This is a genomic window from Streptomyces sp. NPDC058289 (genome assembly GCF_042880975.1).
GTDB lineage: Bacteria > Actinomycetota > Actinomycetes > Streptomycetales > Streptomycetaceae > Streptomyces > Streptomyces stoeckheimensis.
In genome coordinates, this window is sequence record NZ_JBHVYI010000054.1 from 37,045 (window position 1) to 62,636 (window position 25,592).

The 25,592-nt window shown below is 70.4% G+C and carries 28 protein-coding genes and 1 pseudogene; 15 read left to right on the top strand and 14 right to left on the bottom strand.

The annotated features are described in order from the left end of the window. Positions 1-231: 231 nt before the first annotated feature. From ACFVX6_RS25685 to ACFVX6_RS25695, 3 genes and pseudogenes are all read right to left on the bottom strand, one after another. Positions 232-771, bottom strand: a complete 540-nt coding sequence (locus tag ACFVX6_RS25685) for a GNAT family N-acetyltransferase (protein WP_389695190.1) — start codon at positions 769-771, stop codon at positions 232-234. A 127-nt stretch (positions 772-898) separates the two neighbouring features. Beyond that, positions 899-1,064: pseudogene (locus tag ACFVX6_RS25690) on the bottom strand (MFS transporter); the annotation flags it as partial. A gap of 92 nt (positions 1,065-1,156) precedes the next feature. After that, entirely contained in the window at positions 1,157-2,158 is a 1,002-nt protein-coding gene (locus ACFVX6_RS25695) for an NAD(P)/FAD-dependent oxidoreductase (RefSeq protein WP_389695192.1), read from the bottom strand. A gap of 97 nt (positions 2,159-2,255) precedes the next feature. On the opposite strand from ACFVX6_RS25695, the gene ACFVX6_RS25700 reads away from it, so the two are divergent. Both ACFVX6_RS25700 and ACFVX6_RS25705 read left to right on the top strand, forming a co-directional pair. Beyond that, positions 2,256-2,879 carry a helix-turn-helix domain-containing protein gene (locus ACFVX6_RS25700; RefSeq protein ID WP_389695194.1) on the top strand — a complete coding sequence of 208 codons (624 nt, stop codon included), beginning with the start codon at positions 2,256-2,258 and terminating at the stop codon, positions 2,877-2,879. A 116-nt stretch (positions 2,880-2,995) separates the two neighbouring features. Further along, positions 2,996-3,961, top strand: a complete 966-nt coding sequence (locus ACFVX6_RS25705) for a methyltransferase (RefSeq protein WP_389695196.1) — start codon at positions 2,996-2,998, stop codon at positions 3,959-3,961. A 59-nt stretch (positions 3,962-4,020) separates the two neighbouring features. Here ACFVX6_RS25705 and ACFVX6_RS25710 read toward each other — a convergent pair whose 3' ends face one another. The 3 genes from ACFVX6_RS25710 to sbnA all read right to left on the bottom strand — a co-directional run bounded on the left by ACFVX6_RS25710 (position 4,021) and on the right by sbnA (position 7,185). Then, positions 4,021-4,659 carry a pyridoxamine 5'-phosphate oxidase family protein gene (locus ACFVX6_RS25710; protein ID WP_389695198.1) on the bottom strand — a complete coding sequence of 213 codons (639 nt, stop codon included), beginning with the start codon at positions 4,657-4,659 and terminating at the stop codon, positions 4,021-4,023. A 36-nt stretch (positions 4,660-4,695) separates the two neighbouring features. After that, positions 4,696-5,943: a globin domain-containing protein gene (locus ACFVX6_RS25715; RefSeq protein ID WP_389695200.1), complete on the bottom strand. Its 1,248-nt coding sequence runs from the start codon at positions 5,941-5,943 to the stop codon at positions 4,696-4,698. Positions 5,944-6,201: 258 nt separating this feature from the next. Further along, the gene (gene sbnA / locus ACFVX6_RS25720) at positions 6,202-7,185 is read right to left on the bottom strand and encodes a 2,3-diaminopropionate biosynthesis protein SbnA (RefSeq protein ID WP_389695202.1); all 984 of its coding nucleotides are present in this window, start codon (positions 7,183-7,185) and stop codon (positions 6,202-6,204) included. Positions 7,186-7,604: 419 nt separating this feature from the next. Between sbnA and ACFVX6_RS25725 the strand changes: the two genes are divergently transcribed. From ACFVX6_RS25725 to sbnB, 4 genes are read left to right on the top strand one after another with little or no spacing between them, the layout of a single operon-like run. Further along, positions 7,605-10,490 (top strand): Pls/PosA family non-ribosomal peptide synthetase, encoded by a 2,886-nt coding sequence (locus ACFVX6_RS25725; RefSeq protein WP_389695204.1) that lies wholly within the window; start codon positions 7,605-7,607, stop codon positions 10,488-10,490. 39 nt (positions 10,491-10,529) lie between these two features. Continuing rightward, a complete protein-coding gene (locus ACFVX6_RS25730) occupies positions 10,530-13,085 on the top strand; it encodes an amino acid adenylation domain-containing protein (protein ID WP_389695206.1) in 2,556 nt (851 codons plus the stop codon). A gap of 41 nt (positions 13,086-13,126) precedes the next feature. Continuing rightward, positions 13,127-14,182 carry a TauD/TfdA family dioxygenase gene (locus ACFVX6_RS25735; protein ID WP_389695208.1) on the top strand — a complete coding sequence of 352 codons (1,056 nt, stop codon included), beginning with the start codon at positions 13,127-13,129 and terminating at the stop codon, positions 14,180-14,182. 32 nt (positions 14,183-14,214) lie between these two features. Next, positions 14,215-15,270, top strand: coding sequence for a 2,3-diaminopropionate biosynthesis protein SbnB (sbnB, locus tag ACFVX6_RS25740; protein WP_389695242.1), 1,056 nt, complete (start codon positions 14,215-14,217; stop codon positions 15,268-15,270). A 9-nt stretch (positions 15,271-15,279) separates the two neighbouring features. On the opposite strand, the gene ACFVX6_RS25745 is transcribed toward sbnB, so the two are convergent. Continuing rightward, positions 15,280-15,921, bottom strand: a complete 642-nt coding sequence (locus tag ACFVX6_RS25745) for a TetR/AcrR family transcriptional regulator (protein ID WP_389695210.1) — start codon at positions 15,919-15,921, stop codon at positions 15,280-15,282. A 188-nt stretch (positions 15,922-16,109) separates the two neighbouring features. On the opposite strand from ACFVX6_RS25745, the gene ACFVX6_RS25750 reads away from it, so the two are divergent. After that, positions 16,110-17,573 carry an MFS transporter gene (locus ACFVX6_RS25750; RefSeq protein WP_389695212.1) on the top strand — a complete coding sequence of 488 codons (1,464 nt, stop codon included), beginning with the start codon at positions 16,110-16,112 and terminating at the stop codon, positions 17,571-17,573. A 33-nt stretch (positions 17,574-17,606) separates the two neighbouring features. Here ACFVX6_RS25750 and ACFVX6_RS25755 read toward each other — a convergent pair whose 3' ends face one another. Then, positions 17,607-18,305, bottom strand: coding sequence for a TetR/AcrR family transcriptional regulator (locus ACFVX6_RS25755; protein ID WP_389695214.1), 699 nt, complete (start codon positions 18,303-18,305; stop codon positions 17,607-17,609). Positions 18,306-18,392: 87 nt separating this feature from the next. Here ACFVX6_RS25755 and ACFVX6_RS25760 point away from each other — a divergent pair, with 87 nt between their 5' ends. Further along, a complete protein-coding gene (locus tag ACFVX6_RS25760) occupies positions 18,393-18,908 on the top strand; it encodes a GNAT family N-acetyltransferase (RefSeq protein ID WP_389695216.1) in 516 nt (171 codons plus the stop codon). Here the strand turns inward: ACFVX6_RS25760 and ACFVX6_RS25765 are convergent. Then, positions 18,884-19,066 (bottom strand): hypothetical protein, encoded by a 183-nt coding sequence (locus ACFVX6_RS25765; protein WP_389695218.1) that lies wholly within the window; start codon positions 19,064-19,066, stop codon positions 18,884-18,886. The two genes, ACFVX6_RS25760 and ACFVX6_RS25765, sit on opposite strands and share 25 nt — an antisense overlap. Before the next feature lie 129 nt (positions 19,067-19,195). Between ACFVX6_RS25765 and ACFVX6_RS25770 the strand changes: the two genes are divergently transcribed. The 4 genes from ACFVX6_RS25770 to ACFVX6_RS25785 all read left to right on the top strand — a co-directional run bounded on the left by ACFVX6_RS25770 (position 19,196) and on the right by ACFVX6_RS25785 (position 20,621). Then, positions 19,196-19,540: a hypothetical protein gene (locus tag ACFVX6_RS25770; protein ID WP_389695220.1), complete on the top strand. Its 345-nt coding sequence runs from the start codon at positions 19,196-19,198 to the stop codon at positions 19,538-19,540. 113 nt (positions 19,541-19,653) lie between these two features. After that, positions 19,654-19,809 (top strand): DUF6131 family protein, encoded by a 156-nt coding sequence (locus ACFVX6_RS25775; protein WP_266875028.1) that lies wholly within the window; start codon positions 19,654-19,656, stop codon positions 19,807-19,809. 147 nt (positions 19,810-19,956) lie between these two features. Next, positions 19,957-20,211, top strand: a complete 255-nt coding sequence (locus ACFVX6_RS25780) for a hypothetical protein (protein ID WP_389695223.1) — start codon at positions 19,957-19,959, stop codon at positions 20,209-20,211. Positions 20,212-20,324: 113 nt separating this feature from the next. Further along, positions 20,325-20,621 carry a WhiB family transcriptional regulator gene (locus ACFVX6_RS25785; RefSeq protein ID WP_389695225.1) on the top strand — a complete coding sequence of 99 codons (297 nt, stop codon included), beginning with the start codon at positions 20,325-20,327 and terminating at the stop codon, positions 20,619-20,621. 78 nt (positions 20,622-20,699) lie between these two features. Here the strand turns inward: ACFVX6_RS25785 and ACFVX6_RS25790 are convergent, their stop codons facing one another. Then, the gene (locus tag ACFVX6_RS25790) at positions 20,700-21,044 is read right to left on the bottom strand and encodes an SH3 domain-containing protein (RefSeq protein ID WP_389695227.1); all 345 of its coding nucleotides are present in this window, start codon (positions 21,042-21,044) and stop codon (positions 20,700-20,702) included. 277 nt (positions 21,045-21,321) lie between these two features. Between ACFVX6_RS25790 and ACFVX6_RS25795 the strand changes: the two genes are divergently transcribed. Continuing rightward, complete coding sequence (locus tag ACFVX6_RS25795) at positions 21,322-21,825, top strand: hemerythrin domain-containing protein (RefSeq protein ID WP_389695229.1); 504 nt, start codon at positions 21,322-21,324, stop codon at positions 21,823-21,825. Between the two features lie 98 nt (positions 21,826-21,923). Here the strand turns inward: ACFVX6_RS25795 and ACFVX6_RS25800 are convergent, their stop codons facing one another. Then, a complete protein-coding gene (locus ACFVX6_RS25800) occupies positions 21,924-22,289 on the bottom strand; it encodes a PRC-barrel domain-containing protein (RefSeq protein ID WP_389695231.1) in 366 nt (121 codons plus the stop codon). Between the two features lie 220 nt (positions 22,290-22,509). On the opposite strand from ACFVX6_RS25800, the gene ACFVX6_RS25805 reads away from it, so the two are divergent. Both ACFVX6_RS25805 and ACFVX6_RS25810 read left to right on the top strand, forming a co-directional pair. Further along, positions 22,510-23,190, top strand: coding sequence for a VanZ family protein (locus ACFVX6_RS25805; RefSeq protein ID WP_389695233.1), 681 nt, complete (start codon positions 22,510-22,512; stop codon positions 23,188-23,190). Between the two features lie 88 nt (positions 23,191-23,278). After that, positions 23,279-24,346 (top strand): mechanosensitive ion channel family protein, encoded by a 1,068-nt coding sequence (locus tag ACFVX6_RS25810; protein ID WP_389695235.1) that lies wholly within the window; start codon positions 23,279-23,281, stop codon positions 24,344-24,346. A gap of 58 nt (positions 24,347-24,404) precedes the next feature. On the opposite strand, the gene ACFVX6_RS25815 is transcribed toward ACFVX6_RS25810, so the two are convergent. The 3 genes from ACFVX6_RS25815 to ACFVX6_RS25825 all read right to left on the bottom strand — a co-directional run. Beyond that, positions 24,405-24,527, bottom strand: a complete 123-nt coding sequence (locus ACFVX6_RS25815; protein WP_389695237.1) for a hypothetical protein — start codon at positions 24,525-24,527, stop codon at positions 24,405-24,407. Between the two features lie 109 nt (positions 24,528-24,636). Continuing rightward, on the bottom strand, positions 24,637-25,080 hold the full coding sequence (locus ACFVX6_RS25820) for an ATP-binding protein (protein ID WP_389695238.1): 444 nt from the start codon (positions 25,078-25,080) through the stop codon (positions 24,637-24,639). A gap of 182 nt (positions 25,081-25,262) precedes the next feature. Beyond that, positions 25,263-25,592: ATP-binding protein (locus tag ACFVX6_RS25825; protein ID WP_389695240.1), on the bottom strand; the 330-nt coding region annotated here is incomplete at its 5' end.

A 25,592-nucleotide genomic window follows, 5' to 3' on the forward strand; every position in this document is an offset into this window, starting at 1 on the left:
CCGTGATGGCCGAGTTGCCCCGGATGGTGGGGGCAGTTCATGTTCGGGTCGGCTCCCGTCCGGGGTCATCCCTGCTGCGGGGGCGCGCGGAGGCGCGCAGGCGCATGCCGGGGCGCGCGAACGCGCCGGGCGGGGTCCGCCGTCGGCGATTCGCCGGATCGGAGGCCTACATGACCGGGCCGCACGCCTACGTGGCCGGGCCGAACGCCTACACGCGACCGGGCCGCACGCCTACGTGGCCGGGGCGCCGCCGCTCGCCCGGGCGGCGCGGCGGAGCCGGGAGCGGGCCGGATCCTGGGGGGAGTGCGAGGCCGTGGCGGTGTGTTCCCGCGGGTTCGGGCGGACGAAGAGGGTGACCGTGACCTTCTCGGCGAACCCGTTGCGCCGCATCATCGCGGCGGAGGCCGCGTTCCCGCTCTCCACGTCGGTGATGATCCGGGACGCCCCCGCCGCGAAGAGCGCGGCGCAGCAAGCCTCGACCAGGGAGCTCGCGACGCCCCGGCCACGGGCGCGTTCCTCCAGCGCGATCCACTCCAGGTAGCCCCAGTCCTCCCGCTCGTCGTAGGAGAGCGATCCGAGGACGAATCCGAGCAGCCCCTCCTCGTCGCGGGCGATCCAGCAGGCGTCCGGCTGGGCGTCCCAGTGCGCGGCCACCGAGGACAGGGACCAGGAGGTGTAGGGCATCGCCTTCACGTCGAAGGACCGGTAGCCGAGGTCGAGAACGGCATCGAGGTGGGTCAGTCGCAGCGGGAGGATCTCGACTTCACTCATGAAATGGATGATGACATAGCCGCATATGTCTTCCCGTCACCTCGCGGAGAGGACCTCGGGGTCCGCCGCCGGATCCGGGGCGGGCGCCGAGGTGGGCGCCGGGACCGGGTAGCCGCAGCTCCCGGCCGAGCGCCGCGGAGAGGAACATGCCGAGGACGCCGCCTCCGGCGACGCCGGTCCACACGCCGATGGCCCCGGCCGCGCTGCTCCTCGGGGAAGGTGGAAGCGATCATGGGGAGAGTGATGGGCATGATCATCGCGGCGCCCACACCGCTGATCAGGCGGGCGCCGAGCTTGGCGACGCACACGGTCATCAGAATGGTGCGCAGCCGACGCGGGCCCGGGCCGTCGTCGAGGGGGAGGAGGTGTGGGAGCCCGTTGCGCGTCAGACGGTGGCCGCGACCGCCGCGACCGCCGCGTCGGTGTCGGCGACGGCGAGGAGGGCGTTGATGTGCGCGCCCGCCAGCGCCCCGGCCGCGGCGGAGGCCCCGACCTGGGCGATCGGGTCGGTGACGTTGCCGGCCACCCACACCCCCGACACGGTGGTGGCGCCCGCCGCGCCGGAGACGAAGCGGCGGCCGCCGCCGGGCAGGTTCTCCATCGGCAGGCCCAGGCCCGCCAGGCCCTCGGTCCGGGCCACGAGTGTGGTCGCCACCGCGAGGACGCGACGGGCGACGACCCGGCCGTCCGCCAGGCGGACACCGCCGATGCCGCCGTCCCGGTCCCCTACGACCTCTTCGACCGGGGTGTCGATGACCAGGATGCCGCGTGCGGCGAAGCGCGTACGGGTCTCGTCGTCGAGCTCGGTGCCGTGCGCGAAGTAGACGAGGTCGTCGGTGAGCTGACGGAACAGCAGGGCGTGGTGGATCGATGCGGGGCCGGTGGCGAGGACGCCGATCGGCTCGTCGCGCACCTCCCAGCCGTGACAGTACGGGCAGTGCACCACGCTGTGGCCCCAGTGCTCGGCCAGTCCGGGCAGCTCGGGCAGGACATCGCGCAGACCGGTGGCCACCAGCAGGCGGCGCGCCGTCAGGACGCGGCCGTCGGCCAAGGTGACGGTGAAGCGCAGGTCGCCGTCGGCGGACGGAGCGGCGTGCTCGGCGGCGGAGACCTCGCCGGAGACGACGAGGCCGCCGTAGCGGCGTACCTCCTCACGGCCCCGCCTGTACAGTTCCGCCGGCGGGGTGCCGTCCAGGGCGAGCAGCCCGTGTACGCCCTCGGCGGGCGCGTTGCGGGGGGTGCCGCTGTCGATCACGACGACCGAGCGGCGGGAGCGGGCGAGCATCAGCGCGCCGTTCAGACCGGCGGCGCCGCCGCCGATCACCACGGCGTCGACGGTCCCGTCCGGCAGTGCGTCGGTCGCGTATGCGGTAGTCATCGCGGTCATCTCGTCGGTTTCCTTCCTGGGTGTTCCTTCGTGCAGGCCCGGTGGTCCGGGGCCGTCTGCACACGACGCTAACCGCGACTTGCAACACCGGCATACAATGTTGCCTATGACGCAAGAAGACGGCGATCTGGACAGCCTCGTACGCAAACGCATCCGCGCATTGCGGGTGGCGCAGGGCTGGTCCCTGGAGGAACTGGCCGTGCGAGCCCGGCTCAGCCAGTCCACGCTCAGCCGCATCGAGAACGGTCAGCGCCGCCTGGCACTGGACAGTCTCGCCACGCTCGCCCGCGCGCTGGACACCACCCTGGACCAGCTCGTGGAGACCGCGACCGACGATGTCGTCACCAGCCCGACGATCGACGCCGCCCGCGGGCAGATGCGATGGCCGATCAAGGGCGAGCCGGGCATGACGGTCATTCGCCAGCGCATGACCGAGCCGCCGCCCGACAACCCCTCCCGCATGCGCGCGCACCCCGGGCGCGAATGGCTCGTCGTCCTGTCCGGCACCGCGATCCTCCTGCTGGGGCACCGCCGGTTCCGCATCGAGGCCAACCAGTCCGCGGAGTTCCCCACGATGATGCCGCACGCGATCGGCGCGGAGGGGGGACCGTGCGAGATCCTGGGGATCTTCGACCGGGACGCCCGCCGCGGCCACCAGCGGGACAGCGGCGTCGGTGACGCGGGAGGCGAGGGAGGCGGCGAAGGCGCTGCTCAGGGGTAGGAGGCGTGTGGAGTGTCCGGCGCGGAGCCTTGCGCGTCCTGGGGCCCATGAGGCCATCTTCTTGCCTAATCAGCAAGAATCGATGCGGCAAGCGCATGGACGTCTACCGTGGAACCATGACCCACGCTCAGCACGCACCCCAGCACGGCGCCGCCCACGACGGACATGCCCACGAAGGACATGCCCACGACGGACATGCCCACAGCAACCAGGGGCATGCCGCCCACGGCCACGCCCAGCACGGCCAGGATCGCGGCCATGCCCGCCACGACCTCGAGGGTCAGGCGGAGATCCTCGACCTGGACGCGGAGGTCCTCGCCGAGCACATCACCGACATCACCACCTGGCTGCCCCTGAACGAGCCCCCTCGCCACATCGTGGATCTGGGCTGCGGCACGGGAGCCGGCACCTTCGCCCTGCTCGACCGGTTCCCCGACGCACACGTCACGGCCGTCGACTCCTCGGCCGGGCACCTGCAGCGCCTGAGGGAGAAGGCGTGCGCCCGCGGCGTCGAGGACCGCGTCCGCACCGTGCAGGCCGACCTCGACGAAACCGAGTGGCCCGACCTCGGCGCGCCCGACCTGGTGTGGGCCTCGGCCTCGATGCACCACATGGCCGACCCGGACCAGGCCCTGCGCACGGTCCGCGAACTGCTCGCCCCCGGCGGACTGTTCGCCGTCGTCGAGCTGGCGGGCTTCCCCCGCTTCCTGCCCGAGGACGCCCCCGAAGGCCGGCCCGGACTGGAAGAGCGCTGCCACACCGCGAGTGAGAGCTACCACGCCGAGCACGTACCCCACCGGGGCGCCGACTGGGGACCGAAGCTCACCGCGGCCGGATTCACCCTCGACGGCGACCGCGTGATCAACGTGAACATCGAAGGCGCCCGCAGCGAGGCGGTCGGCGCCTACGCCCTCGGCAGCCTCCAGCGCCTTCGCCGCAGCATCGCCGAGGTCCTCCCGCCCGAGGACCTCGCCGCCCTCGACCGGCTGCTCGACACCGACGGCCCCGAGAGCATCCTGCGCCGCGAGGACCTCGCCGTGCGGACCGAGCGCACCGTCTGGGCCGCACGCCGCAAGAACTGATCCGTGCCAGGCCGCACTTCGACCCGGCCCCCAGCTACCGCCCGAACAAGCGCCCGTTCTCACCCGGGCGGTCGTACGTTGCGCTGCGCGGGGAGACCCGTCTCGTGCTGCGGTCCGGTGAAGTAGTCCGGATCCCTGGGGCGCGCGCTGTCGTGGCCGGCGCGACGGGGAGCGGGCTCCAGGTGGGGTATGTACTTGGAGCAGTGGACGTACGCCTCTTCGACGCTCAGGTGGACCCACATCTCGGGACTGCGCCCGGGCGCCACCCCGGTGGGCAGACCGGGGTGGAGGGAGCGCAGGCCGGCGTCCGTGTGCAGCAGGGCCACACCGTTGACGTGCAGGCCTATGTGATGGTGGGTGAAGTCCACGAAGAGCATGCCCAGGTGGGGATTCTCCGTCATGTTGCCGGCGCTGGCGAACACCCCGTTCCCGCGGAACTCGGGGTAGGCGAGCGTGCGGTCGTCGATGATGTGGATGAATCCGGGTGGCCCGGCGCGGAAGCTGGCGTCGCATTCTCCGTGGGTGTCGGCCGTGGCGAGGAAGACCATGGTCTGGCGGCCGATGAAGTCCCGCATCTCGGGCGTGAGGTAGGGGTGTACCTGTTTCCCGTAGAAGCGGTCGGCGCGGTCGGCTGTGCCCAGCTGTTGCTGCAGCCGGTGCTCGCCTGCTGATCCGAAGGTCGGCGAGGGCAATGTCACGGGGTGTTCTCCTGGCGGTTCGGGCAGGTTCTTGGCTCAGGGGAGCGACAGGACGGGTGTTTCGAACGGGTCGTGATGGATGCGGTCGGGCGCGGTGCCGGCCATCGTGAGTGCCTCCTTGGCCGAGACGACCATCTGGGCCGGGCCGCTGAGATAGGCGTCGTGCTGGTACCACGGCCCGAACTCGGCCAGAACGTCCGGCAAGGACCCCCGGAGCCCGGGGACGGACTCGTGGGAGATCGCGCCCCTGATCGTCAGCCAGTGGTGTCGCTGGGACATCCGGAGCATGTCGTCGACGCCGTACAGCTCATCCCCGGTCCGGGCGCCGAGGAACAGGTCGACCTGATGGTGCTCGCCGCGCCGCGCCACCTCTTCGACGAGCGCGCGGATGGGGGCGAGGCCGGTGCCGCCGGCCACGAGGAGGAGATCGCTGTACACGGCTGCGTCCAGGACCATGTCCCCCATCGGGGGCCCCAGTCGGATCACGTCGCCCACGACCGCACGGTGGACGAGTGCGCCGCTGACCGTGCCGCCGCTCACCGCGCGGACGTGGAGGGTGAGGGTGCCGTCCTCGCGGGGCGCGTTGGCGGGGGAGTAGTAGCGCCAGAGCTTCGGCCACCAGGGAGTTTCGACACTCACGTACTGTCCGGCGGCGTACTCGTAGGCCGTGTGGGGTCGTACGGTGATCTCGGCGATGCCGTGTCCGCGCGAGACGCGGTGCACGACCGTGGCGGGCCACACGGCGGGCCGTGCCGCCGCGTCCTGCTCGGCGGCACTGATCATGACTTGGGCGACCACGCCGTAAGCCTTGGTCCAGACGGCGGCGATGTCCGCGGTCCACGCGGGGCCGGCGTAGCGGGCCAGTGAGGCGAGGAGGCACTCGCCCACGGCCGGGAAGTGCACGCCGAGCGTGCCGAACTTGCGGTGATCGCGGCCGAGGTGTTCGCAGAAGCGGACCAGGCTGCCGGGGTCGTCGACCAGGTCCACTATGCGCAGCAGCGCGCGCAGGAGGCGGCCGCGTTGGGTGTCCATCCCCGGCGGGAACATCGGACGGACCTGGGGGTAGCGGGCGAAGAGGATCGCGTAGAAGTAGACCGTCATGTCTGCGGCAAGCGGCTCGACCACCGAGACGGATGCACGTAGGAGGTCGATCTCTTGGGGGGACAGGGGTGCCGCGGCGGCCTCGGGCTCCGCGGTGTCCACGGCTGTGCTCGGGGTGGGTGCCGAGTCCTTCATTGACGGGTGGGCGGAGGCGTAGCTCGAGCGGCTGAGCCGGAATCTCAAGGGAGCGTCCCCCCGTCTGCTATTCGAGATGGCTTGTCGCGGGTGATTCGCCTCAGGAGTGCGGCGATTGGTGCGTCGGCATGAGCGAACATGAGTCCTCGTCGGGCGGCAGGGCAAAGAAGCGGATCAAGAGGTTCCGGACGCTACATGACCGTCTGAGTACTCAGAAGTAGCCAACAGAACCGGGGTGGAACAGGCATAACGCCCCATCCGGGGACATCTGGTGGCGGTCGCCGGAGCCGGGGAGCACTCGGCGGGTCAGCCCGTCGGGCTGGCGGCAGTGACGGTCTGGGGCTGGAGTACGTCCTCGCCGTAGAGGTCTTGCACCCAGCCGGTCTGGTAGACGGTGTCGAGGTAGCGCTCGCCGAGGTCGGGGGCGATGGCGACCGCGGTCAGCTGCCGTTCCTGCTGGGCCAGCCATTGGGTGGCACCCTTGACGACGGTGCCGGTTGAGCCGCCGAAGACGAAGCCGTGGCGGGCCAGTTGGTGGCACGTGCGAATCGTCTCGGCTTCGTTGACGTGTACCACGTCGTCGACGTAGGAGGTGTCGAGGAGCGGGGGGCGGATGCTGGTGCCGAGGCCGGGGATCATGCGGCGACTGGGCGCGTGTCCAAAGGTGGCGGAGCCCTCTGGATCGATCGCGACGATGCGTACCGGGCGGTGCCAGGTGCGGAAGTAGCGGGCGCACCCCATGAGGGTGCCGGTGGTGCCGGCCCCGATGAAGAGAACATCGAGGTCGGGGAAGGCCCGGGCGATGGCCGGTGCGGTGGTCCGGTAGTGAGCACCGTGGTTGTTGGGGTTGGTGTACTGGTTGAGCCATACGTAGCGGTCGTCGGAGGCGCACAGGGTGCGGACGCGGTCGAGGCGGGCGCCGAGCAGTCCGCCGGTGGGGGAGGGCTCGGTGACGATCTGGACCTGGCTGCCGAGGGCCTCCAGGAGCAGCCGGGTCGCCAGGTTGCAGCGGGAGTCGGTCACGCATACGAACCGGTAGCCCTTGCTGGCTGCGATCATGCTCAGCGCCACGCCGAGGTTGCCGGAGGAGGATTCGACCAGAATGGATCCAGGAGTGAGCAGGCCGTCGCGTTCGGCGGCCTCGACCATCGCGGTTGCGGCTTTGAGCTTGATGGACCCCGCGAAGTTGAATCCTTCGCATTTGAGAAACAGCCGGTGCCCGGTGATGGCCTCGAGGTCGACGTAGAGGTCGTCCTGGTTGAATTCCTGGGGGGCGGATATGACCGGCATGGTTACCTCCTCGCATGCGCTCACGGCGCCGTCTGGCGCCGCTGGCCCTTGTGGGGGGCGACTCGGGGAAGGTGTCGCCCGGTGCCACGTCTTCGGGACTCCTCCAGTACGCGGGCTGACCGTGGCTCTGTCATGCCACCGGATGTCGTGGCTTGACATCGACCGTGATCAGGGATAGCTGCCGGGGCGGTCGTGGTTGTGCGAGGTGTGGGACGGCGCCCCGCGGGAGGACACGTCCGCTCCTCCCTGGAGGGCGGGTCTGTCGCCTACCGCTGCAGGTGCGTGGCGTCAAGTTACGAGATTCAGCGGCATGACGGATGTGCGCCTGCCGGGCCTACTGGAGGGGCGGCATCGCGAATCCGTTCTTGAGGGCCTGAGGCCTTTCGCGGACGGAAGAAGCGCATGTCTTTTGGTGACAGATGAGAGCTCACGGCCCTCGCGGCCTGGCGAGCGCCGACTCCCGCCACAGGTCGCGTGCGTGGCCGGCGGGTGCCGACCGCCGCCGCGGTCCGCGGCGCCCGGAACATCGTCGAGGAGCGCACATGCTAGAAGAATCCACCGATGCCTGGACGACCGGCCCGCCCGGCACCTCAACACCTTCCGGCCGCAGGCCCGAGGACAGGCTGAATGGCACATCAGGCAGCCCGGCGGCCGAGACCGCGCGGCTCCTTGCGGAGGTGCTTGCCGATGTCGTGGGTGCGGAGCAGGTGCCGGGCGACAGCAACTTCTTCGATGATCTGGGTGCTGATTCGCTCGTGATGGCGGGGTTCTGTGCCCGGGTCAGGAAGCGGGCCGACCTGCCGCCTGTATCGATGAAGGACGTCTACCGGTATCCCACCGTCAACGGCCTGGCCACCGCGCTCACCCACGCCGCGCCCGCCGCCTCCACCCACACCGCCTCCACCCACACCGCGCCCGCAGCCTCGACGCCCGTATCCGCTGGGCCCGTGACCGCGGGACCGGCACCGGCTGCGCCCGTGTCTGCCCAGCCGTCCGTCCATCCAGCCGTCCCGGCATCAACGCAGGAATCAATGCCGGCGTTTCCCTCGGCGTCTGCTTCGGCGCGCAGGCCGCCGGCGCGGGCGGGCACAGGGCAGTACCTGCTGTGCGGAATGCTGCAGTTCCTGGCGTTCCTCGGCTATTCCTACCTCGCCGCCCTGGCCACGGTCCGAGGCTTCGAGTGGGTCGGCGCCGGCTCCGGTGTGCTCGACGTCTACCTGCGATCCGTACTGGTGGGCAGCGCGGGCTTTGCCGGCCTGTGCATGGTGCCGATCGCGGCGAAGTGGACCCTCATCGGTCGTTTCACGAGCCGCGAGTTCCCCGTCTGGAGCCTCGGATACGTACGCTGGTGGCTGGTCAAAACCTTGATCCGCACAAGTCCTGTCCGCCTGTTCACCGGGTCGCCGTTGTACGCGGCATACCTCAGGGCGCTGGGCGCGAAGATCGGGCGCGATGTCGCGATCTTCTCCACGCATGTGCCTGTCTGCGCCGATCTGCTCACGATCGGTGACGGAACGGTGGTCCGCAAGGACGCGTTCTTCTCCTGCTACCGGGCACACGACGGTCTCATCCAGACCGGTCCCGTCACGCTCGGCCGTGACGTCCACGTCAGTGAACAGACCGTCCTCGACATCTACACCTCGATGGGCGACCGGGCCCAGCTCGGGCACGCCTCCAGCCTGCACGCCGGTCAGACCGTCCCCGTAGGCGAGCGCTGGCACGGGTCACCGGCCGAGCCCACCGGCACGGACTTCCGCACGGTCGGTGCCGTCGACGGCTCCACCGCCAGGAAGCTCCGCTACACCGTCGGACAGCTGCTCGCCATGATGCTGGTGTACCTGCCGCTGGCCGCCGGCTGCGTCACGGTGCTGCTGGCCCCACTGTCGCAGCTGAATGCAATCCCTCAGGCCGGGACTCCGACGTTCACCAGCGGGACGTTCTACCTGGGTGTGCTGGCCGCATCCTTCGTGCTGTTCTTCGGAGCCGCTCTCGCCGCGCTGGTCATCCAAGGCGTGGTGCCGCGCCTGCTCAATCGGGCAGTCAAGCCGGACACGGTCTATCCGCTCTACGGCTTCCACTACGGTCTGCAGCGGGCCATCACGCTTCTGACCAACATGAGGTTCTTCACGGCGCTGTTCGGGGACAGCTCCGCGATCGTCCACTACCTGCGCTATCTCGGCTACGACCTGTTCCGTGTCACACAGACCGGTTCGAACTTCGGTAGCGAAGTGAAGCACGACAACCCGTTCTTGACCTCGGTGGGCAGCAGGACGATGGTGGCCGACGGCCTGTCGGTCATCAATGCGGAGTTCTCCAACACGTCATTCAGGCTGTCCCGGGTCTCGATCGGAGCCGACAGTTTCCTCGGCAACCACATTGCCTATCCCTCGCAGGCCAGGACCGGTGACAACTGTCTGCTGGCGACGAAGGTGATGGTCCCGGTCGACGGAGAGGTACGGGAGAACGTGGGCCTGCTGGGCTCGCCCCCCTTCGCCATTCCGCGCTCGGTGATGCGGGACACCCGGTTCCAGGACCTGGAGAGCAGTAGCGAGCTGCGCCGGCGACTGGCCGCCAAGAACCGGCACAATGCCGTCACGGCGGGGCTGTACCTGACGGCGCGGTGGATCCACGTCTTCGCCGTGACCCTTGTCGCCCTGGCCGCCACAACCCTCTACCCCTCGCTGGGAGCGTCGGCGTTCGCGCTGGCCGGTGTCCTCACGCTGCTTTTCAGCGTCGTCTACTTCGCGCTGATCGAACGGGCCGTCACCGGATTCAAGGTGCAGAAGCCGCTGTACTGCTCGATCTACGAGCCGTCGTTCTGGCGGCACGAGCGTTTCTGGAAGATGGCGTCAGCCGATTACGCACAGTTCTTCAACGGGACTCCGCTCAAGAACGTCGTCTGGCGATTGCTGGGCGCGCGGATCGGTAAGCGGGTCTTCGACGACGGCTGCTTCTTCCCGGAGCGGACCCTCGTCACCATCGGGGACGACTGCACGTTGAATGCGGGCACGGTGATCCAGTGCCACTCGCAGGAGGACGGCGCTTTCAAGTCCGACCGCATCACGATCGGTGACGGCTGCACCCTCGGTGTCGGCGCGCTCGTCCACTACGGCGTGACGTTGGCAGACCGTGTCCAGCTCGCCTGCGACTCCTTCCTCATGAAAGGCGAGCAGGTCCCACAAGGGGCCCGGTGGGCGGGAAACCCGGCCCGACACTTGCCGGACCACACCCCGCCACCCGCAACGCTGCCGCCGCAGCCGTCCGGCGTCGCGCCCTTGCACGCCAACCCGCTCGGCGGCGTCTGACGCCCGACCCACATCAGTACCAGACAGGAGAGACCCCTCATGGAGCTCAACGCATCCAACAGTAGAGAGTTCTGGCACGGCGTCCTGACCGCCGGCAGCGGCTTCGCGCCCCTTCCGCGCTGGACCCCGGCGCCGGTCGCGGGCGTGGCCGAGTACGAGACGCAGGTCCCAGCCGGCCAAGCGACAGGATTGCGCCGGCTGGCAGACGACCTGGGGGTGTCGCTGAGCTGTGTGCTGCTGACCGCCCACGCGCAGGTGCTGGCCGCGCTGAGCGGCGAACAGGAGATCACCACCGGTTACGTCGCTGCTTCCGGTGGCCGACCCCTGCCGTGCAGACTGACGACCGGCCCCGGCTCATGGCGGATCCTGCTGCGGCACACCCACCACGCCATCGCGCACCTCCTGGCCAACCAAGACTTCCCCGTCGATGACCTCGGGCGCGAACTAGGCCTGACCGAAGCACCCTTCGAGACCGTACTCGACCCCACCGGCATCAGCGGCGACTTCCCTGACGCAGAGGCCGGCGCCAACCCGGCCCCGGACAGCAGCACCCTTGCCGCCGACACGGCGCTGTGGACGGGCATCGCCCACCACGACGACGGACGGCTGACGCTGCGGCTGCGCTACCGCACCGACGTCCTCGACGCGGACTGCGCCGCCCGGATCGCCGGATACCACCTGACCGCGCTCGCCTTGATCGCCGCTGACCCGGATGCCGATCACGCAGGTCAGAGCCTCGTGTCGACCGAAGAGCTCCGTTTCCAGCTCGACGGCCTTGCCGGGCCGCGCCGGGACCTGCCCGAGCACCGAGTGCACGAGCTGTTCGAACAGCGTGTACGGCAGCACCCGGACGCCGTCGCGGCCCAGCACGGCAACCGGAAGTGGACCTACCAGGAGCTCAACGCCCGCGCCAACCGGCTGGCCCGCGCCCTGCGGGCCCAAGGACTCCACCGCGAAGGGGTGGTTGCGGTGGCCATGGAGAGGAACCTGGACTGGCTGGCCGCCGTCCTGGCCGTCTTCAAAGCCGGCGGTGCGTACCTGCCCATCGAGCCGCACCTGCCGGCTGAACGCATCAAAGCCATGCTGGCCCGTGCCGGATGCGGGCTCGTGATCACAGAAGCGGCCGCCGCCACCCTCCAGCCGGCCCTGGCCTTCCCGCCCGCAGCCCAGACGCTGTCCGTCGACACCGCCTACGGCCAGGAGCATGCCGGGACCGATCTCGGTATCGACGTCACACCCGACCAGCTGGCCTACATCTACTTCACCTCCGGCTCGACGGGCGAGCCCAAGGGCGCGATGTGCGAACACCAGGGCATGCTCAACCACCTCTACGCCAAAATCGACGACCTCGAAATCGGCGAAGGGCAGGTGGTCGCCCAGACCGCGCCCCAGTGTTTCGACATCTCGCTGTGGCAACTGCTCGCCCCGCTGCTGGTCGGCGGGCGGACCCTGCTGATCGAGCAGGAAACGATCCTCGACGCCGCACGGTTCGTCGACACCGTTGCCCGAGGCCAGGTCACCGTGCTGCAGGTCGTCCCCTCCTACCTCGACGTCGTCGTGTCCCATCTCGAGCAGCACCCCCGGACGCTGCCGCACCTGCGGTACGTGTCGGTCACGGGTGAGGCACTGAAGAAGGAACTCGCCCAGCGCTGGTTCACCGCCCAGCCCCACATCAAACTCGTCAACGCCTACGGGCTGACCGAGACCAGCGACGACACCAACCACGAGGTCATGGACCGTGCACCGGACGCCGACCGGGTCCCGCTGGGCCGGCCCGTCAACAACGTGCACCTCTACGTCGTCGACGAGCACCTCAACCCGGTGCCGCTCGGCGCGCCCGGCCTGATCGCCTTCTCCGGGGTCTGCGTCGGCCGCGGCTACGTCAACGACCCCGAGCGCACCCGGCCGACGTACCTTGCCGATCCACACCGTGAGGGCGAGCGCCTGTACCGCAGCGGCGATGTGGGCCGCTGGCTGCCCGACGGCAAGCTGGAGTTCCTCGGCCGCCGTGACAACCAGGTCAAGATCCGAGGTTTCCGCATAGAGACCGGCGAGATCGAAAACACCCTGCTCCGAGCACCCGGGGTCCGCGACAGCGCCGTGGTGGTCACCGAACGGCCCGACCGCAGCACCCACCTGGTGGCGTTCTACACCGCCCCGCACCCGCTCGAAACCAGCATCCTGCTGGACCGGCTGGGCACGTCACTGCCCGCGTACATGGTCCCCTCGGCCATCCACTGGCAGGAAAGCCTCCCGCTGACCCCCAACAGCAAGATCGACCGGAAAGCCTTGACGGCCCTGGCCGCGCGGCTTCACGCCACCGAGGACGACGTCCAGGCGCCCCGTACGCCCGCCGAACAGCGGCTGGCGGCCGCGTGGGCGAGCGTGCTCGGCATTCCGCAAGGCCGGATCGACCGGTGCGACAACTTCTTCGACCGAGGCGGCACCTCGCTGTCGGCCGTGAAACTTGCCATCACCTTGGACCGCGCCGTGTCCCCGGCAGACGTCATACGACACCCCGTCCTCACCGATCTGGCCAGCTTCCTGGACACCGCATCCCACCAGCGCCCCATCGCACAGCCGGCCTCCCCCTGATCGCCGGCCTCCTCCTCACCACCACCGAAAGGACAAAGACCATGTCATTCACCAGCTCCGCGCCGATGAGCCCCAGCCCCGTGCTCACTTCCGCGTCCGTGCCCCGAGCAGACCTGCACCCGGGCAAGCCCCCAGTACTGCATGTTCCGACCCCCGCCCAGGCCGATCTGCAGGCCTGGGCAGCCGAACACCGCCACACCCTGCACGGCCTCGTCACCGAGCACGGCGCCGTACTCGTCCGCGGGCTCGGCCTGTGCGACACGGAGCAGGTGGCCTCCGTCTTCGGCCGATTGACCCCCGCACTGATGACCGACACCGAAGCCTTCGCCCCCCGTCAGACATACAGCCCCGGCGTGTACTCCTCCACGGCATGGCCGGCCAACCAGCCCCTGTGCATGCACCACGAGCTCAGCTACATCCACAGCCCTCCCGGTCTGCTCATGCTCGCCTGCCTGACGGCACCCACCACGGGCGGAGCCACCGCCCTCGCGGATTCCGCCGCCGTCCTGGACGCCCTGCCGCCGGAACTCGTCCAGCGGTTCGAACAGCACGGCTGGCTGCTCACCCGCACCTACAACGACGACATCGGCGCCTCCTGGACCGAGGCGTTCGGCACCGACGACCGGGCGGCCGTCGAGAACTACTGCCGCGCCAACGCCGTCGAGTTCGCCTGGCAAGCCGAGGGCGGCTTGCGCACCCGCCAGCGCCGCCCGGCCGTGGTGCGCCACCCGGCCACCGGCCGGCGCTGCTGGTTCAACCAGATCGCGTTCCTCAACGAGTGGACGCTGGCACCCGAGGTACGGGAGTACCTCGTCGACGTCTACGGCCCCGAAGCCCTGCCGTTCAACACCTGCTTCGGAGACGGCGACCCGATCGGCGAGGACGTGGTCGACCTGATCAACACGGTCTACGCCGAGCACACCATCCGCGAGCCGTGGCAGTCAGGCGACCTGATGCTCATCGACAACATCCGCACCGCCCACAGCAGGGAACCCTTCGAGCCGCCGCGCAACGTCCTCGTTGCCATGGCCGAACCACGGCCCCCGGCCTCTTTCCCGCCCACACCGGCCGTGGCCCCCGAAGGGAGCACCCGATGACCACGTCCCGTCCCACTCCCGCGCAGTCCCCGATGTCCGAACCGAACGCAGCGCCGGCGCCGATCGCCGTGCCCCCGTTCGCCGTGATCCCAGGAGCCCAGGTCCAGCACACCCTCCAGGGCCAGGAACAGCAGATCGTGGAGCTGATCGAGGCCACCTACCATCTCCACGCCGTCGGGGAGTCGGTGAACCCCCCGTCGTACTTCCTGCGCTTCCCCGACCGCCCGACCGCCCGCATCATCGCGCTACCCGCATCGATCGGGGGACGGGCGCGGGTGGACGGCCTCAAGTGGATCTCCAGCTTCCCCGGCAACGTGCAGGCCGGCATCCCCAGGGCATCAGCGGTGCTGATCCTCAACGACCACGACACCGGCTACCCGTTCGCCTGCCTGGAGAGCTCCATCATCAGCGCCACCCGAACGGCCGCGATGGCCGCATCAGCGGCCAACAGGCTCAGCCAAGGCCGCCGGACACGACCGGCCCGCGTCGGGTTCTTCGGAACAGGCCTTATCGCCCGCTACATCCATACCTTCCTGACCGCAACCGGCTGGTCCTTCGACGAGATCGGTGTGTATGACGTCTCCGCCGACAGCGCAGCCGGCTTCCACGGCTACCTGCAAGACACCCCTGCGGCCACCCGGATCACCGTGCACGACAGCCCCGAGCAGCTGATCCGCTCCAGCGACCTGCTCGTCTTCGCCACCGTCGCCAGTCGGCCACACATCACCGACCCGGCATGGTTCGACCACAACCCCCTGGTCCTGCACGTGTCACTGCGCGACCTCGCCCCCGAAATCCTGCTCGCCTCAGCCAACATCGTCGACGACGTCGAGCACTGCCTGAAAGCCGACACCTCACCCCACCTGGCCGAACAGCTCACCGGGAACCGGGACTTCCTCACGGGCACACTGCACGACGTCATGAACGGCCGCGCGGTGCTGCCGCAAGACCGGCCGGTGGTGTTCTCACCTTTCGGCCTGGGCGTACTCGACCTCGCCGTCGGCAAACACGTTTACGACGAGGCAGCCCGCACGGGGCAACTGAACGTCATCGACGGCTTCTTCCACGAATTGAGCCGATACGGATAGGCGGGCGTCTCAGCGCGAGGAGGTGGGCGTGGACGGCTCCTGCGGCCGGCGCAGCAGTGGGGGAGCCGGGTGGGGCAGCGGGCTGGCCGCAGCCGGGCTCAGGCCGTCCATGACCAGGGCCACGTAGCGCCGCCAGCCCTCCTCGGCCGGGTCCATGGTCCACAGCACGCTGACCAGCATGCTCATGATCCTCTTCAGGTCGTCCGGCACCAGGTCCCCGCGGATCACCCCTGCCTGCTGTCCCCGCGTCACCAGCGGGTCGAGCGCGTCGAAGAACCGGGCACTGACCTCCGCGGAGAGGACGCCGGCGTTGCGGGCGGCCGTCAGGACGTGGTGCTCGTCGGCAGCCGAGGTCAGGGCGGCTTCGAGTACGACGGTCAGGCCGCGGCGGGGGTCCTCGTCGGACAGACCGCGGTCGATGACGGGCAGGACGTCCTGGGTGAACTGCTGGTCGAGCACGGCCCGGAGCAGGGCGGCCTTGTCGGGGAAGCGCCGGAAGAGCGTGGCGATCCCCACGCCGGCCCGTCGTGCGATCTCGTCGAGCGGCGCATCGGGTCCCAGCTCGGCGTAGACGTCGCGTGCCGCTCCGACGATCTTCTCGATGTTGCGCACGGCGTCGGCGCGCAGGGGTTTGGGGGTGTCGTTCGGCACGCTGCCGACAATACAACTGATAGCCGACGATCGGATCCAGTTGACACGCCGCACACCGCGAACTGATAGTTGACTACTGATTGGGGTGTGCGCCGGCCTCGTACCCGCGCATCGCCGGATCGACCCCTTCCGTACCTCGTGCGCCCCGTGCCGGCCGGCCTGATCGGCAAGACACCCCAAGGACTTTCATGCAACAGCCGCCCACGGCCGCCCCCCGCACCGGCAAGGTGATCGCGACGCTCGCCCTCGCGGGCATCGCCGCAGCCGTCATGCAGACGCTGGTCACGCCGCTGCTGGCCGACCTGCCGAACATCCTCCACACCTCGCACTCCAACTCCGCCTGGGTCGTCACGGCCACCCTCCTGGTCGCGGGCGTGTGCGTACCCATCAGCGGGCGCCTGGGCGACATGCTCGGCAAGCGCCGCATGCTCCTGGCCTGTTGCATACCGCTCATCGTCGGCTCGGTGGTGTGCGCACTGGCGGGCGGCGTCGTCCAGATGATCATCGGGCGGGGCCTGCAAGGCGTCGGCATGGGCATGATCCCGTTGGGCATCGCCCTGCTCCGCGACATCCTCCCCGCCGAGAAGCTCAGTTCCTCCATCGCCCTCGTGAGCGCCTCCATGGGAATCGGCGGCGGCATCGGCCTCCCGCTCTCCGCGGCCGTCGCCCAGTACGCGAGCTGGCGCTTCCTGTTCTGGGGTTCCGCGGCGCTCGCCGGCTGCGTCGCCGTCATGATCGTGGCCTTCATTCCCGAGGTCCCGGCCGCCGCCAAGGGGCAGCGCTTCGACGTGATCGGCGCGCTGGGCCTCGCGGCCGGCCTGGTGTCCCTGCTGCTGTTCGTGTCCAAGGGCGCCGACTGGGGCTGGGGCTCCGCCACCACCCTCGGCCTGATCGCCACGGCCGTCGTGGTCCTGGCCGCCTGGGGGTGGTTCGAATGGCGGACCACCGACCCGCTGGTCGACCTGCGCACCACGGTCCGCCCGCGCGTCCTGCTGACGAACCTCGCCTCCGTCTCCATCGGCTTCGGCATGTACGCGAGCATGCTGGTCATCCCGCAACTGCTGCAGTTCCCCGCCGCCACCGGCTACGGCCTGGGCCAGTCCATGCTGGCGGCCGGCATGTGGATGCTGCCCGGCGGGCTGATGATGATGGCCGTGTCCCCCCTGGGGGGCAAGCTCACCAACCTCCACGGCCCGAAGGTCACCCTCGTCTGCGGAGCACTCGTCCTGGCCGCGGGTTACGGCGTCGCGCTCCTCTTCTCCGGAACGGCCGTCGGGCTGATGGCCGCCGTCATGGTCATCAACAGTGGTGTCGCCCTCGCCTACGGAGCCATGCCCGCTCTGATCATGAGCGCGGTGCCCCTGACGGAAACCGGCGCCGCCAACGGCTTCAACGCCCTCATGCGCTCCCTGGGCACCTCCGTCGGCGCCGCCGTCGTCGGTGTCGTCCTGGCTCAGATGACCACCACGGCGGGCGGATTCACCTTCACCTCCGAGGCGGGCTTCCGCACCGGCCTGCTGATGGGCGGCGGCTTCGCCCTGCTGTCCGGGGCCGTCGCCGCTCTGATCCCCGCCCTCCGCCCGCAGCAGCTCGAACTGCGGGACCAGGCGGGCCCCACGAACGAAACGGCCCCCACCTCGATGAGCAAGTAGCGGCGCAAGCAGCGGAGCAAGGAGCGCCGCCACTCAGGTCATCGGGCCGTTTCGAGGTACGACGACGCCGGGCGGGCCCGCGAGGAGGCCGGGCCCGCCCCGGTGCGTCGGCGCGTCGTCGGCCGGAGCCTCCAGGGCGCGGAGGTGGGCGGTCACCGCGGCCGTGGTGCGCTGCTCGTCGCGGCTGGCCAGGAGGTCCAGTAGCGCCCCGCGCAGGACCGAGAGCAGCAGGGTGCGCTCGGCGAGCCCCTCGGGGGTGTCGCGGCGGGCCGGCGGCTGGGCGGCGGCGAAGACCTCGAGCCAGTCGGCGATCGTCCGCTCCGCGAACCCCGCCCAGGGCCCCGCGCCGCCGCTCAGCGAACGCGAGTAGCCCTCGACCCAGAGGGTGAGGACCTTGCGGTGTCCGGGGTCGGCCAGCCAGCTCCACACCAGCTCGCCCGTGCGGGCGAGTCCGCGCTCCGGCCGGGCCCGGTGCACGGCTTCGAGCATTCCCGTCTCGTCCTGCCGGGCCCGCGCGAGCAGCGCCTGCACCAGGGCGTCCTTGCTGCCGAACAGGAAGAGGAGGACGCGCGGGCTGCTGCCGATCGCCTCGGCCAGGGGCCGCAGGGACATGTACGCCAGCCCGTGGTCGAGCACGTGGGCGTAGGCCAGCTCCAGGAGCTGCTGCTTGCGGGCGGAATCGGTGCGGGCGGAGTCGTCACGGGCGGAGTCGTCACGGGCGGAGGGGGCCATCCGGACATTATGCTTTACTGAAACAGTCGTTTCAGTAACTCGGGAGCTCAGTGGCTCGGCAGCTCGTGGTTCAGAGGGAGGGTCCCCATGAATGAGGTCCGCGCGGTGATCCGGCCGCTGGGGGAGCCGGGCGATCTCGGCTGGGTGGTGATGGCCCACGGAGAGCAGTACGCGAAGGAATTCGGCTGGGACGTCAGCTTCGAGGCCCTGGTCGCGCGGATCGTCGCGGACTACGCGGCCGGCCACGATCCCTCCCGCGAGGCGGCCTGGATCGCCGAGCTGGACGGCCGCCGGGTCGGCAGCGTGTTCTGCGTGGCCGACGAAGACGGCGGAGACGGCGAGGGGGGCACCGCCAAACTGCGGATCCTCCTCGTGGACCCCGCCGCCCGTGGCCACCGCCTGGGCTCGCGCCTGGTCGCACAGTGCGTGGCCTTCGCCCGCGAGGCGGGGTACGAGCGGATCCGGCTGTGGACCAACGACACCCTGGTGGCCGCGCGCGGGATCTACCTGGCCGCCGGTTTCCGGCTGGTGGAGGAGGAGCCGCACCACAGCTTCGGCGCCGATGTGATCGGACAGGTCTACGAGCTCGACCTGTCGGCCTGAACGGCGCCCCCACCCGGCCGGTGCCACCGCCGCTCCGGCCCGAGGCCGACGGCGACCACCGTGCAGAGCTCGTCGAGCAGTTCGCCGGGGATCTCCACGCGCAGCTCGCCGACCGGAACGGCGGTCGCCGTGTGGATGTCCTTCAGCCGGGCCTGCACCGACCACGCCAGGGCCGTACCGGTCCGTAGGAGCGTGACCTCCCGCGCTGCCCTTCAAGCCGGCGGGCGGCGCTCGACGCGCTGGCCGCACCCTTCGGCAGCAAGGAATGGGAGCTCTTCAACTACGGGGTGGAGGGCACCCACTTCACCCGTGGCACGGACGGCGGACCCGTCCCGACCCAGCTCGCCACCTGGGGTGGGGACGGCCCGCGCATGCTGCCCCTCTACTACGTCTCCGCGGCCCCGCAGGCCCTCTACTACCCCGACCAGCCCGAAGCGGTGAAGCTTCAGCACGCCTGGACCCAGGTCGAGGTGGCCCTCACTCAGCACCGCGAGGACGCCATCAAGGACGTCATCACGGGCCGCAAGAAGCTCTCCGACTGGACAGCGGTCGTCCAGGACCACCTGCGCAAGGGCGGCCGGCAGGCGGCCGAAGCCCTCGCCAGGGAGTGCGAGGCCGCACAGAAGGCGTGACCCGCGGGCCGGCTACGGCACAGATAGAGAGGGCATCCGGGGGTAGACGCGAGCCGAGACACCGCGGCGGAGCCACTGCTCCGCCGCTTTCCCGACGCGCGAGTGAGGACATCATGCTTTTCGCCGGACTCATCCTCCTGCTCATCGGATTCCTGACCGGAATCTCCGTTCTGTGGACCATCGGCGTCATCCTGCTCGTGGTGGGTGCGGTGCTGTGGATCCTGGGCTCGGTCGGACACGCGGTCGGCGGCCGACGTCACTACTGGTAGCCGTCCTCCCCTTTCGGGAGCAACTCGGCTGTGTCATGGGCCCGTTGCGGGGTATCCGCGCAACACGTCCGTCAGGCAGACGCAGCAGGGCGAACGACACCCGGCCGGCCCGCGGGCAGGCGGAGGACTCGAAGGAAGGGAACCGCGATGACGACGACCGGATTGCACGGAATGAAGACCCTCCCCGGCGCACGGGCGCTCCGCCGGCAGGCCGTCCGGACCCGGAAGGAAATCGGCCGCCTCGTGGAGGACGGAAAGCTCGACTCCGCACGGGGCAAGGCCGTGCGGGCCGCGACCACGGTACGGAGCCACCGGACCGCGTGGGTCACCGGCGTCGGCGTACTGACCGCGGCCCTGGTGGCCCGCCGGAGCCGCCGGGCACGACGCGGGCAGGCTGATTGAGCCGACCGTTCCGGGTCAGACGAGAAGCGCTAGCGCATCCGAATCAGGTCCGCATCCGATCGGAACTCTTCCGGGTCCGGGCCGTCCCCGATGGAGGTTCTGAGGTGGGAAATGTGTCGCGTCTGCCGGGTCGTGCCGAGCACCACTGGGTGTGGCAGGAGGACGCCGCCTGCCGGGAACTGGGCTCGCGCCTCTTCTTCTATCCCGCGGGCGAGCAGCGCCCGGAGCGCGAGGCGCGGGACGCGGCGGCGAAGGAGGTGTGCGCGCTGTGCCCGGTGCAGCGCGAGTGTCTGCGGCACGCTCTGGAGGTGGGTGAGCCCTTCGGCGTCTGGGGCGGGCTCACCGCGCACGAGAGGCGTGAACTCCGTACGGCGGGAGACAAGCGGCGCGCGCTGACCTCCACAGGTTGAGCCCCGGCACCCGTGAAGGGAGCGGCCCCCGAACACCGGGGGCCGCTCCCTTCACGCATGTCACCGCTTGCCGCACTCTCAGCAGGGGCGGACCGGCTGGAGGTTGTGGACGTAGCGGGCCGAGACCCAGCCCTTCGAGCCGTGCAGGCGGTACCACACCGGGTTGCCGTCCACCCAGCCCCCGCGCTTCTGGCACACGAGGAGCACCCGCTCGTGCGGATGCAGCTTCTTCACCACGTCCGAGTACACGGTCGGCTTCTCGCGGACGTTGAGCGGTGCGCGGGTCTCGACCACGCCCACGGGGCCGGACTTGCCCTGCGCGTAGCCGGCGGCGAGCCCGTCTGCAGCCCAGCCGGCCGTACTCAGCGGCCCGATCAGCACTCCGGCCGCCAAGGCGTACGTCAGCAATGCCTTCTTCACCATCGGATCCACTCTCCCTGTGTCGCCTGGCGCGGAGCAGGCGGCCCGTGCGGCCGACCGCCCCGACCGACTATCCACCGCCCGGGCTGCGGATCGTCGACGGCCCGGAGGAAACACGCCCTCGTTGCTCCGGATGGCCCAGAGTCACGAGCCCCGGCAGCCGCCCCGGCCGACCATGGCGTGGGCTCCGCATCGCGACGTGCCGGGGTTTGAACCCGCCGGTATCGAGCAGGCGCCCCTGCGATACGAATCGAAACGCGAAAGCAGAGGAGAACGTGGCATGGCCGCGGACGCACACGAGAACCAGGACGTCGTCGCCTTGATCCTCAAGGACCACCGCAGGATGGAGGACCTCTTCCGCCGGATGCGCAGCGTGGAGGCCGACCGGGCGGACGCGCTCGCGAAGCTGTCCGCGCTCCTCGTGGCGCACGGCGAGGCCGAGGAGGCCGAGGTGTACGGGGCGTTGAAGCGGTTCAGGGACGTCGACAATGCCGAGGTCGAGCACGGGGCCGAGGAGCACGCCGAGGGCAACGAGGCCCTCCTGGCGCTGCTGGAGGTGTCCGAAGTGGGTTCCGACGACTGGGACGGGCGTCTGGAAGACCTGGTCAAGGCGGTCTCCCACCACCTCGACGAGGAGGAGCGCACCATCCTCAACGGAGCCCGGGAGAACGTCCCGGACGAGCGGAGGGCCGAGCTCGGAGCGGCCTTCCTCCGGGAGCGGGAGCGCCGGCTCGCCGCCGACTGCGGCAGCGTGGAGAACGTACGCGCGCTCGTACGGGGCTGACGGCCTGCCGCCAGATCCGCGCTGCCGCCAGGCCCGCGCTGCGGGCACGCGAACGGGCCCGGACTCGTAGAGTCCGGGCCCGTTGCCGTGCCTCAGGGTCAGATGATGCGGCCGCCGAAGCCGCCGACGGAGTAGTAGGTCCCGATTTCCTCGCGGTACCCGACGTCGTCGAGGTGCTTCTCGCGGTGGAACTCCGGAGCGTTCTTGATCTGCTCCTTGGTGCCGTCGACGTAGATCGTCTCCCGGTTCACATCGACGATGATCACGGTGCTCGCCGGGAGCAGCACCTCCTTGCCGAAGATCCAGATCCCTGTGTCCACGACCAGGTAGGCGTCACCGGCCTCGTCGGAGTGCTTGTCGACCTTGCCGATGCTGCCGTCGGTCGCCTCGACCGTGTAGCCGATCAGATCGGTGCCGGTCAGGTGGCCCGCGGTCGACCTGTAGCTCCACACATGCTCAGTCACGCGAAAACAACTCCTTCGCCAGACAGGGGGCGGCGGTGCAGTGCTTGCCGTCCCTCTCTTTCGATGTCGTACGCGGCGCTGTCGGCGCCCCGCCCGAACTCGCCTGCCCCGACTCCGGTCCTTCATTCGCCCCGGAGCGCCCACGTTGCGAGGGCACGCAGGTCCGGACCCGGCTCTCCCGCGGGGCGTACCGGACCGTTCGCAGGGCAGACGAGCCGCCATGACATGGAGACACGCGCTGCGGCGCAGTGAGAGCCCCGAGGCCGGGCCCGTGGCGGCCTCCTGGCAACGCCGTCGGCCGGCGCACCCGGCCGTCCGGGCGCTGGCCATGGTGGCGGCTTTCATCGGGACCGTCCTGTTCAGCGTGGTCCTGGCACGGCTCACGCTGGAACCCTCCGCCGCGTCGGTGGACCTGGTGCACAGCAACGTCCGGCCCGGCCACTCGATCAACGCCTACCTGGACGGCGCGTCGACCGCCCAAGCGGTGCGCCAGCTGGGCGGGAACCTGCTGCTGGGCCTGCCGTTCGGGGTGCTCCTGCCCGTCCTCATGCCCCCGGCCCGAGGGCTGCTGCGGGTCGCCGCGGTGACGGTGTGTCTGATGACGCTGGTGGAGCTGATTCAGGGAGCCCTCGTCACGGGACGCGTCTTCGACATCGACGACGTCATCCTCAACACGACCGGAGCCCTCCTCGGCTACCTGTTGATCGGCCGCCGCCTGGGTCGGGCCGTGCACCCGCGCCGCAGGCACTGGTGGCACCGCCGACCCCGGCAAGGCACGCCCGCGCCCTCGCCGAAGCCGGAGCCGAGGCCGAGCGCGAAGCAGGCAACGAAGCCGAGCGCGAAGCAGGCAACGAAGCCGGGGAGCGCGGTTTGGCGGAAGGCCTTCCAGCGCGGCAAGTGACCTGCTCCCGGTCAGACCTCCCCGTGTCAGGTCCCTGCCGTGGGGCAGGCGCGGGGATGTCCGTGCCGCTTCCACCCACTGGGGAGACATGAACAGCGCCCTTCGCCTCCTGACCCTCCTGGGGGCCTCGATCCTGCTCACCGCCGCGGCCGGCTGGGCCGTCGACCGACTGCTCTGCCGTGCCGACGCACGCCACCCCGAAACGCCCTTGTGGAACCTGCTGCGCCGCTGCCGCCACGCCCTGCAGATCGTCCTGCTCGCCGCACTGTTCAAGGGCGCCTGCCGGCACCCGGCGTGGCCGCCACTGCGGGACAACGCGGCCGCAACGGGCCGGATCCTCTCTCTGGCCCTGATCGGCGCCGGGGCCTGGCTGATCGTGGTCGTGGCCTCCGCCGCCGTCGAGTCGGGGTACGCCCGCTACGCCACCGGCACCCGCGACCCTGCCCGGGTACGCCGGGTCCGTACCCAGGTGACGCTGATCACGAGGGTCGTGACGGTCGTCGTGGCCGTGATCGCGGGCGCGGCGATGCTGCTCACCTTCCCGAGCTTCCGCGCGCTCGGGACCTCCGTGCTCGCCTCCGCCGGGATCATCGGCATCGTGGCGGGCGTGGCGGCCCAGTCCACCCTCGGCAACCTCTTCGCCGGCTTCCAGATCGCCTTCGGTGACATGGTGCGCATAGGCGACACGGTCGTCGTCGCCGGCGAGTGGGGGGTGGTCGAGGACATCACCCTGACCTTCCTCGCCGTACGCACCTGGGACGAACGCCGCATCACGATGCCCGTCTCCTACTTCACCACCAGGCCGTTCGAGAACTGGTCGCGCGGCGGCGTCCAGATGACCGGCACCGTCTTCCTCCACTGCGACCACGGCGCGCCCGTGGACCTCATGCGGGACAAGGTCCACGAGATCCTGCACGCCTGCCGGGAGTGGGACGGCCGCGGCTGGGACCTCGCCGTCACGGAGACGACGCCCTCCACCATCGTGGTGCGGGCGATCGTCACGGCCAAGGACCCCGACGACCTGTGGACGGTGCGCTGCGCCGTACGCGAGCAGCTGATCGCCTGGCTGTCGGAGAAGCACCCCGGCGCCCTGCCCCGGATCCTGCTGGACCCGGCTCCGACGGCGCACGCCACGGCCGACGGGCGCCCCCTCTGACGGAACTCCCCGGCGGGCAGCGCCCGTACGGTGCGGCCACGGCCGAACGTACGCGTTCCTACCGGTGCCGGGCGAGTGTGTGCACGAGGACGATCAGCGCGAAGGCGATGACGAGCAGGTGCACCCAGGAGGGGCCGATCGCCGGGGCCAGGGACAGGGAGGTGAACTGATGAGAGGTCATGAGGCGCTCCTGCCCCCGGAGGCCGGATCGACGCCCTCCCGCGCGGGACGGCCGGGAACAGGCCGGGCGTGCGGCCCCGATCCCGGTCCCGGTCCCGGTCCCGGTCCCGTCAGCGTGGCGCGGGCCGGCCGGACTTCAGTCGGGATGCCTCGATCTCGGCCCAGACGGCCTTGCCGTTCTCATGTGCGTGCGTGCCCCAGTGGTCGGACAGGCGCTCCACGATGTGCAGACCGTGGCCGCCGGGCATGCCGCGCCGCGGGGCCGGGTGGAGGACGGGCAGATCCGTCGTGCCGTCGTAGACCTCGATGCGCAGCGTCTCCCCGGCCGTGAGCACGAGCTCGTGGCAGCCGTCCGCGTGCAGGGAGGCGTTGGTCAGCAGCTCGGACACGAGGAGCAGGGTGTCCTCGGCGGTTTCCGTTCCGTCCCAGCCCCAGTCCCGCAGGGCCCGGCGCGTGAAGTCGCGTCCCTTGGCCACCGCGCCCCCGACGCCCGCCAGTGCGAGGCGTCGCCGCTGGCCTCCTCCGGGAAGGCCGCCGGGAAGGCCGGCGCTCACTGGATCTCCCGTCTTCGGTCCGATGGTCTCCACCGTGCTCTCGCACCCCCGTGCCGACGCTGCTTCGTTCGCTGGTCCGGGACCGAACGACGAGGTCGTGGTCGGCGTCCCGGACTGTTCGTATGCCCCCGAGCGGCTCGAGGACACCCGAGCCCGACCCCGAGTGTAGGTGACCTCCGGTGTCAGGGCGTTGCCATGTGGAGTCGCAGCGTGAAGTCGTCGTCCACGGCGCGGATCTCGACCAGATCGCAGAGCTGGTGGATCATCCACAGGCCGCGGCCGCCGTTCGCCGATGCGAGGGAGGGGCGGCGGCGGCCCGCGAGGGGGTCGGCCAGGTGGCCGCTGTCGCGGATTTCGGCGACGACTCCCGGGCGGGCGCCGGTGGTGGTCCACAGGCGCAGTGTGCCTTTCCCGCCTCCGTGGGACAGGGAGTTGGCCGCGGCCTCGCTGACGGCCAGGACCAGGTCGCCGCGTCGCGCCGCGTTCAGCGCGGTCCCGCGGGCCCAGGCCTC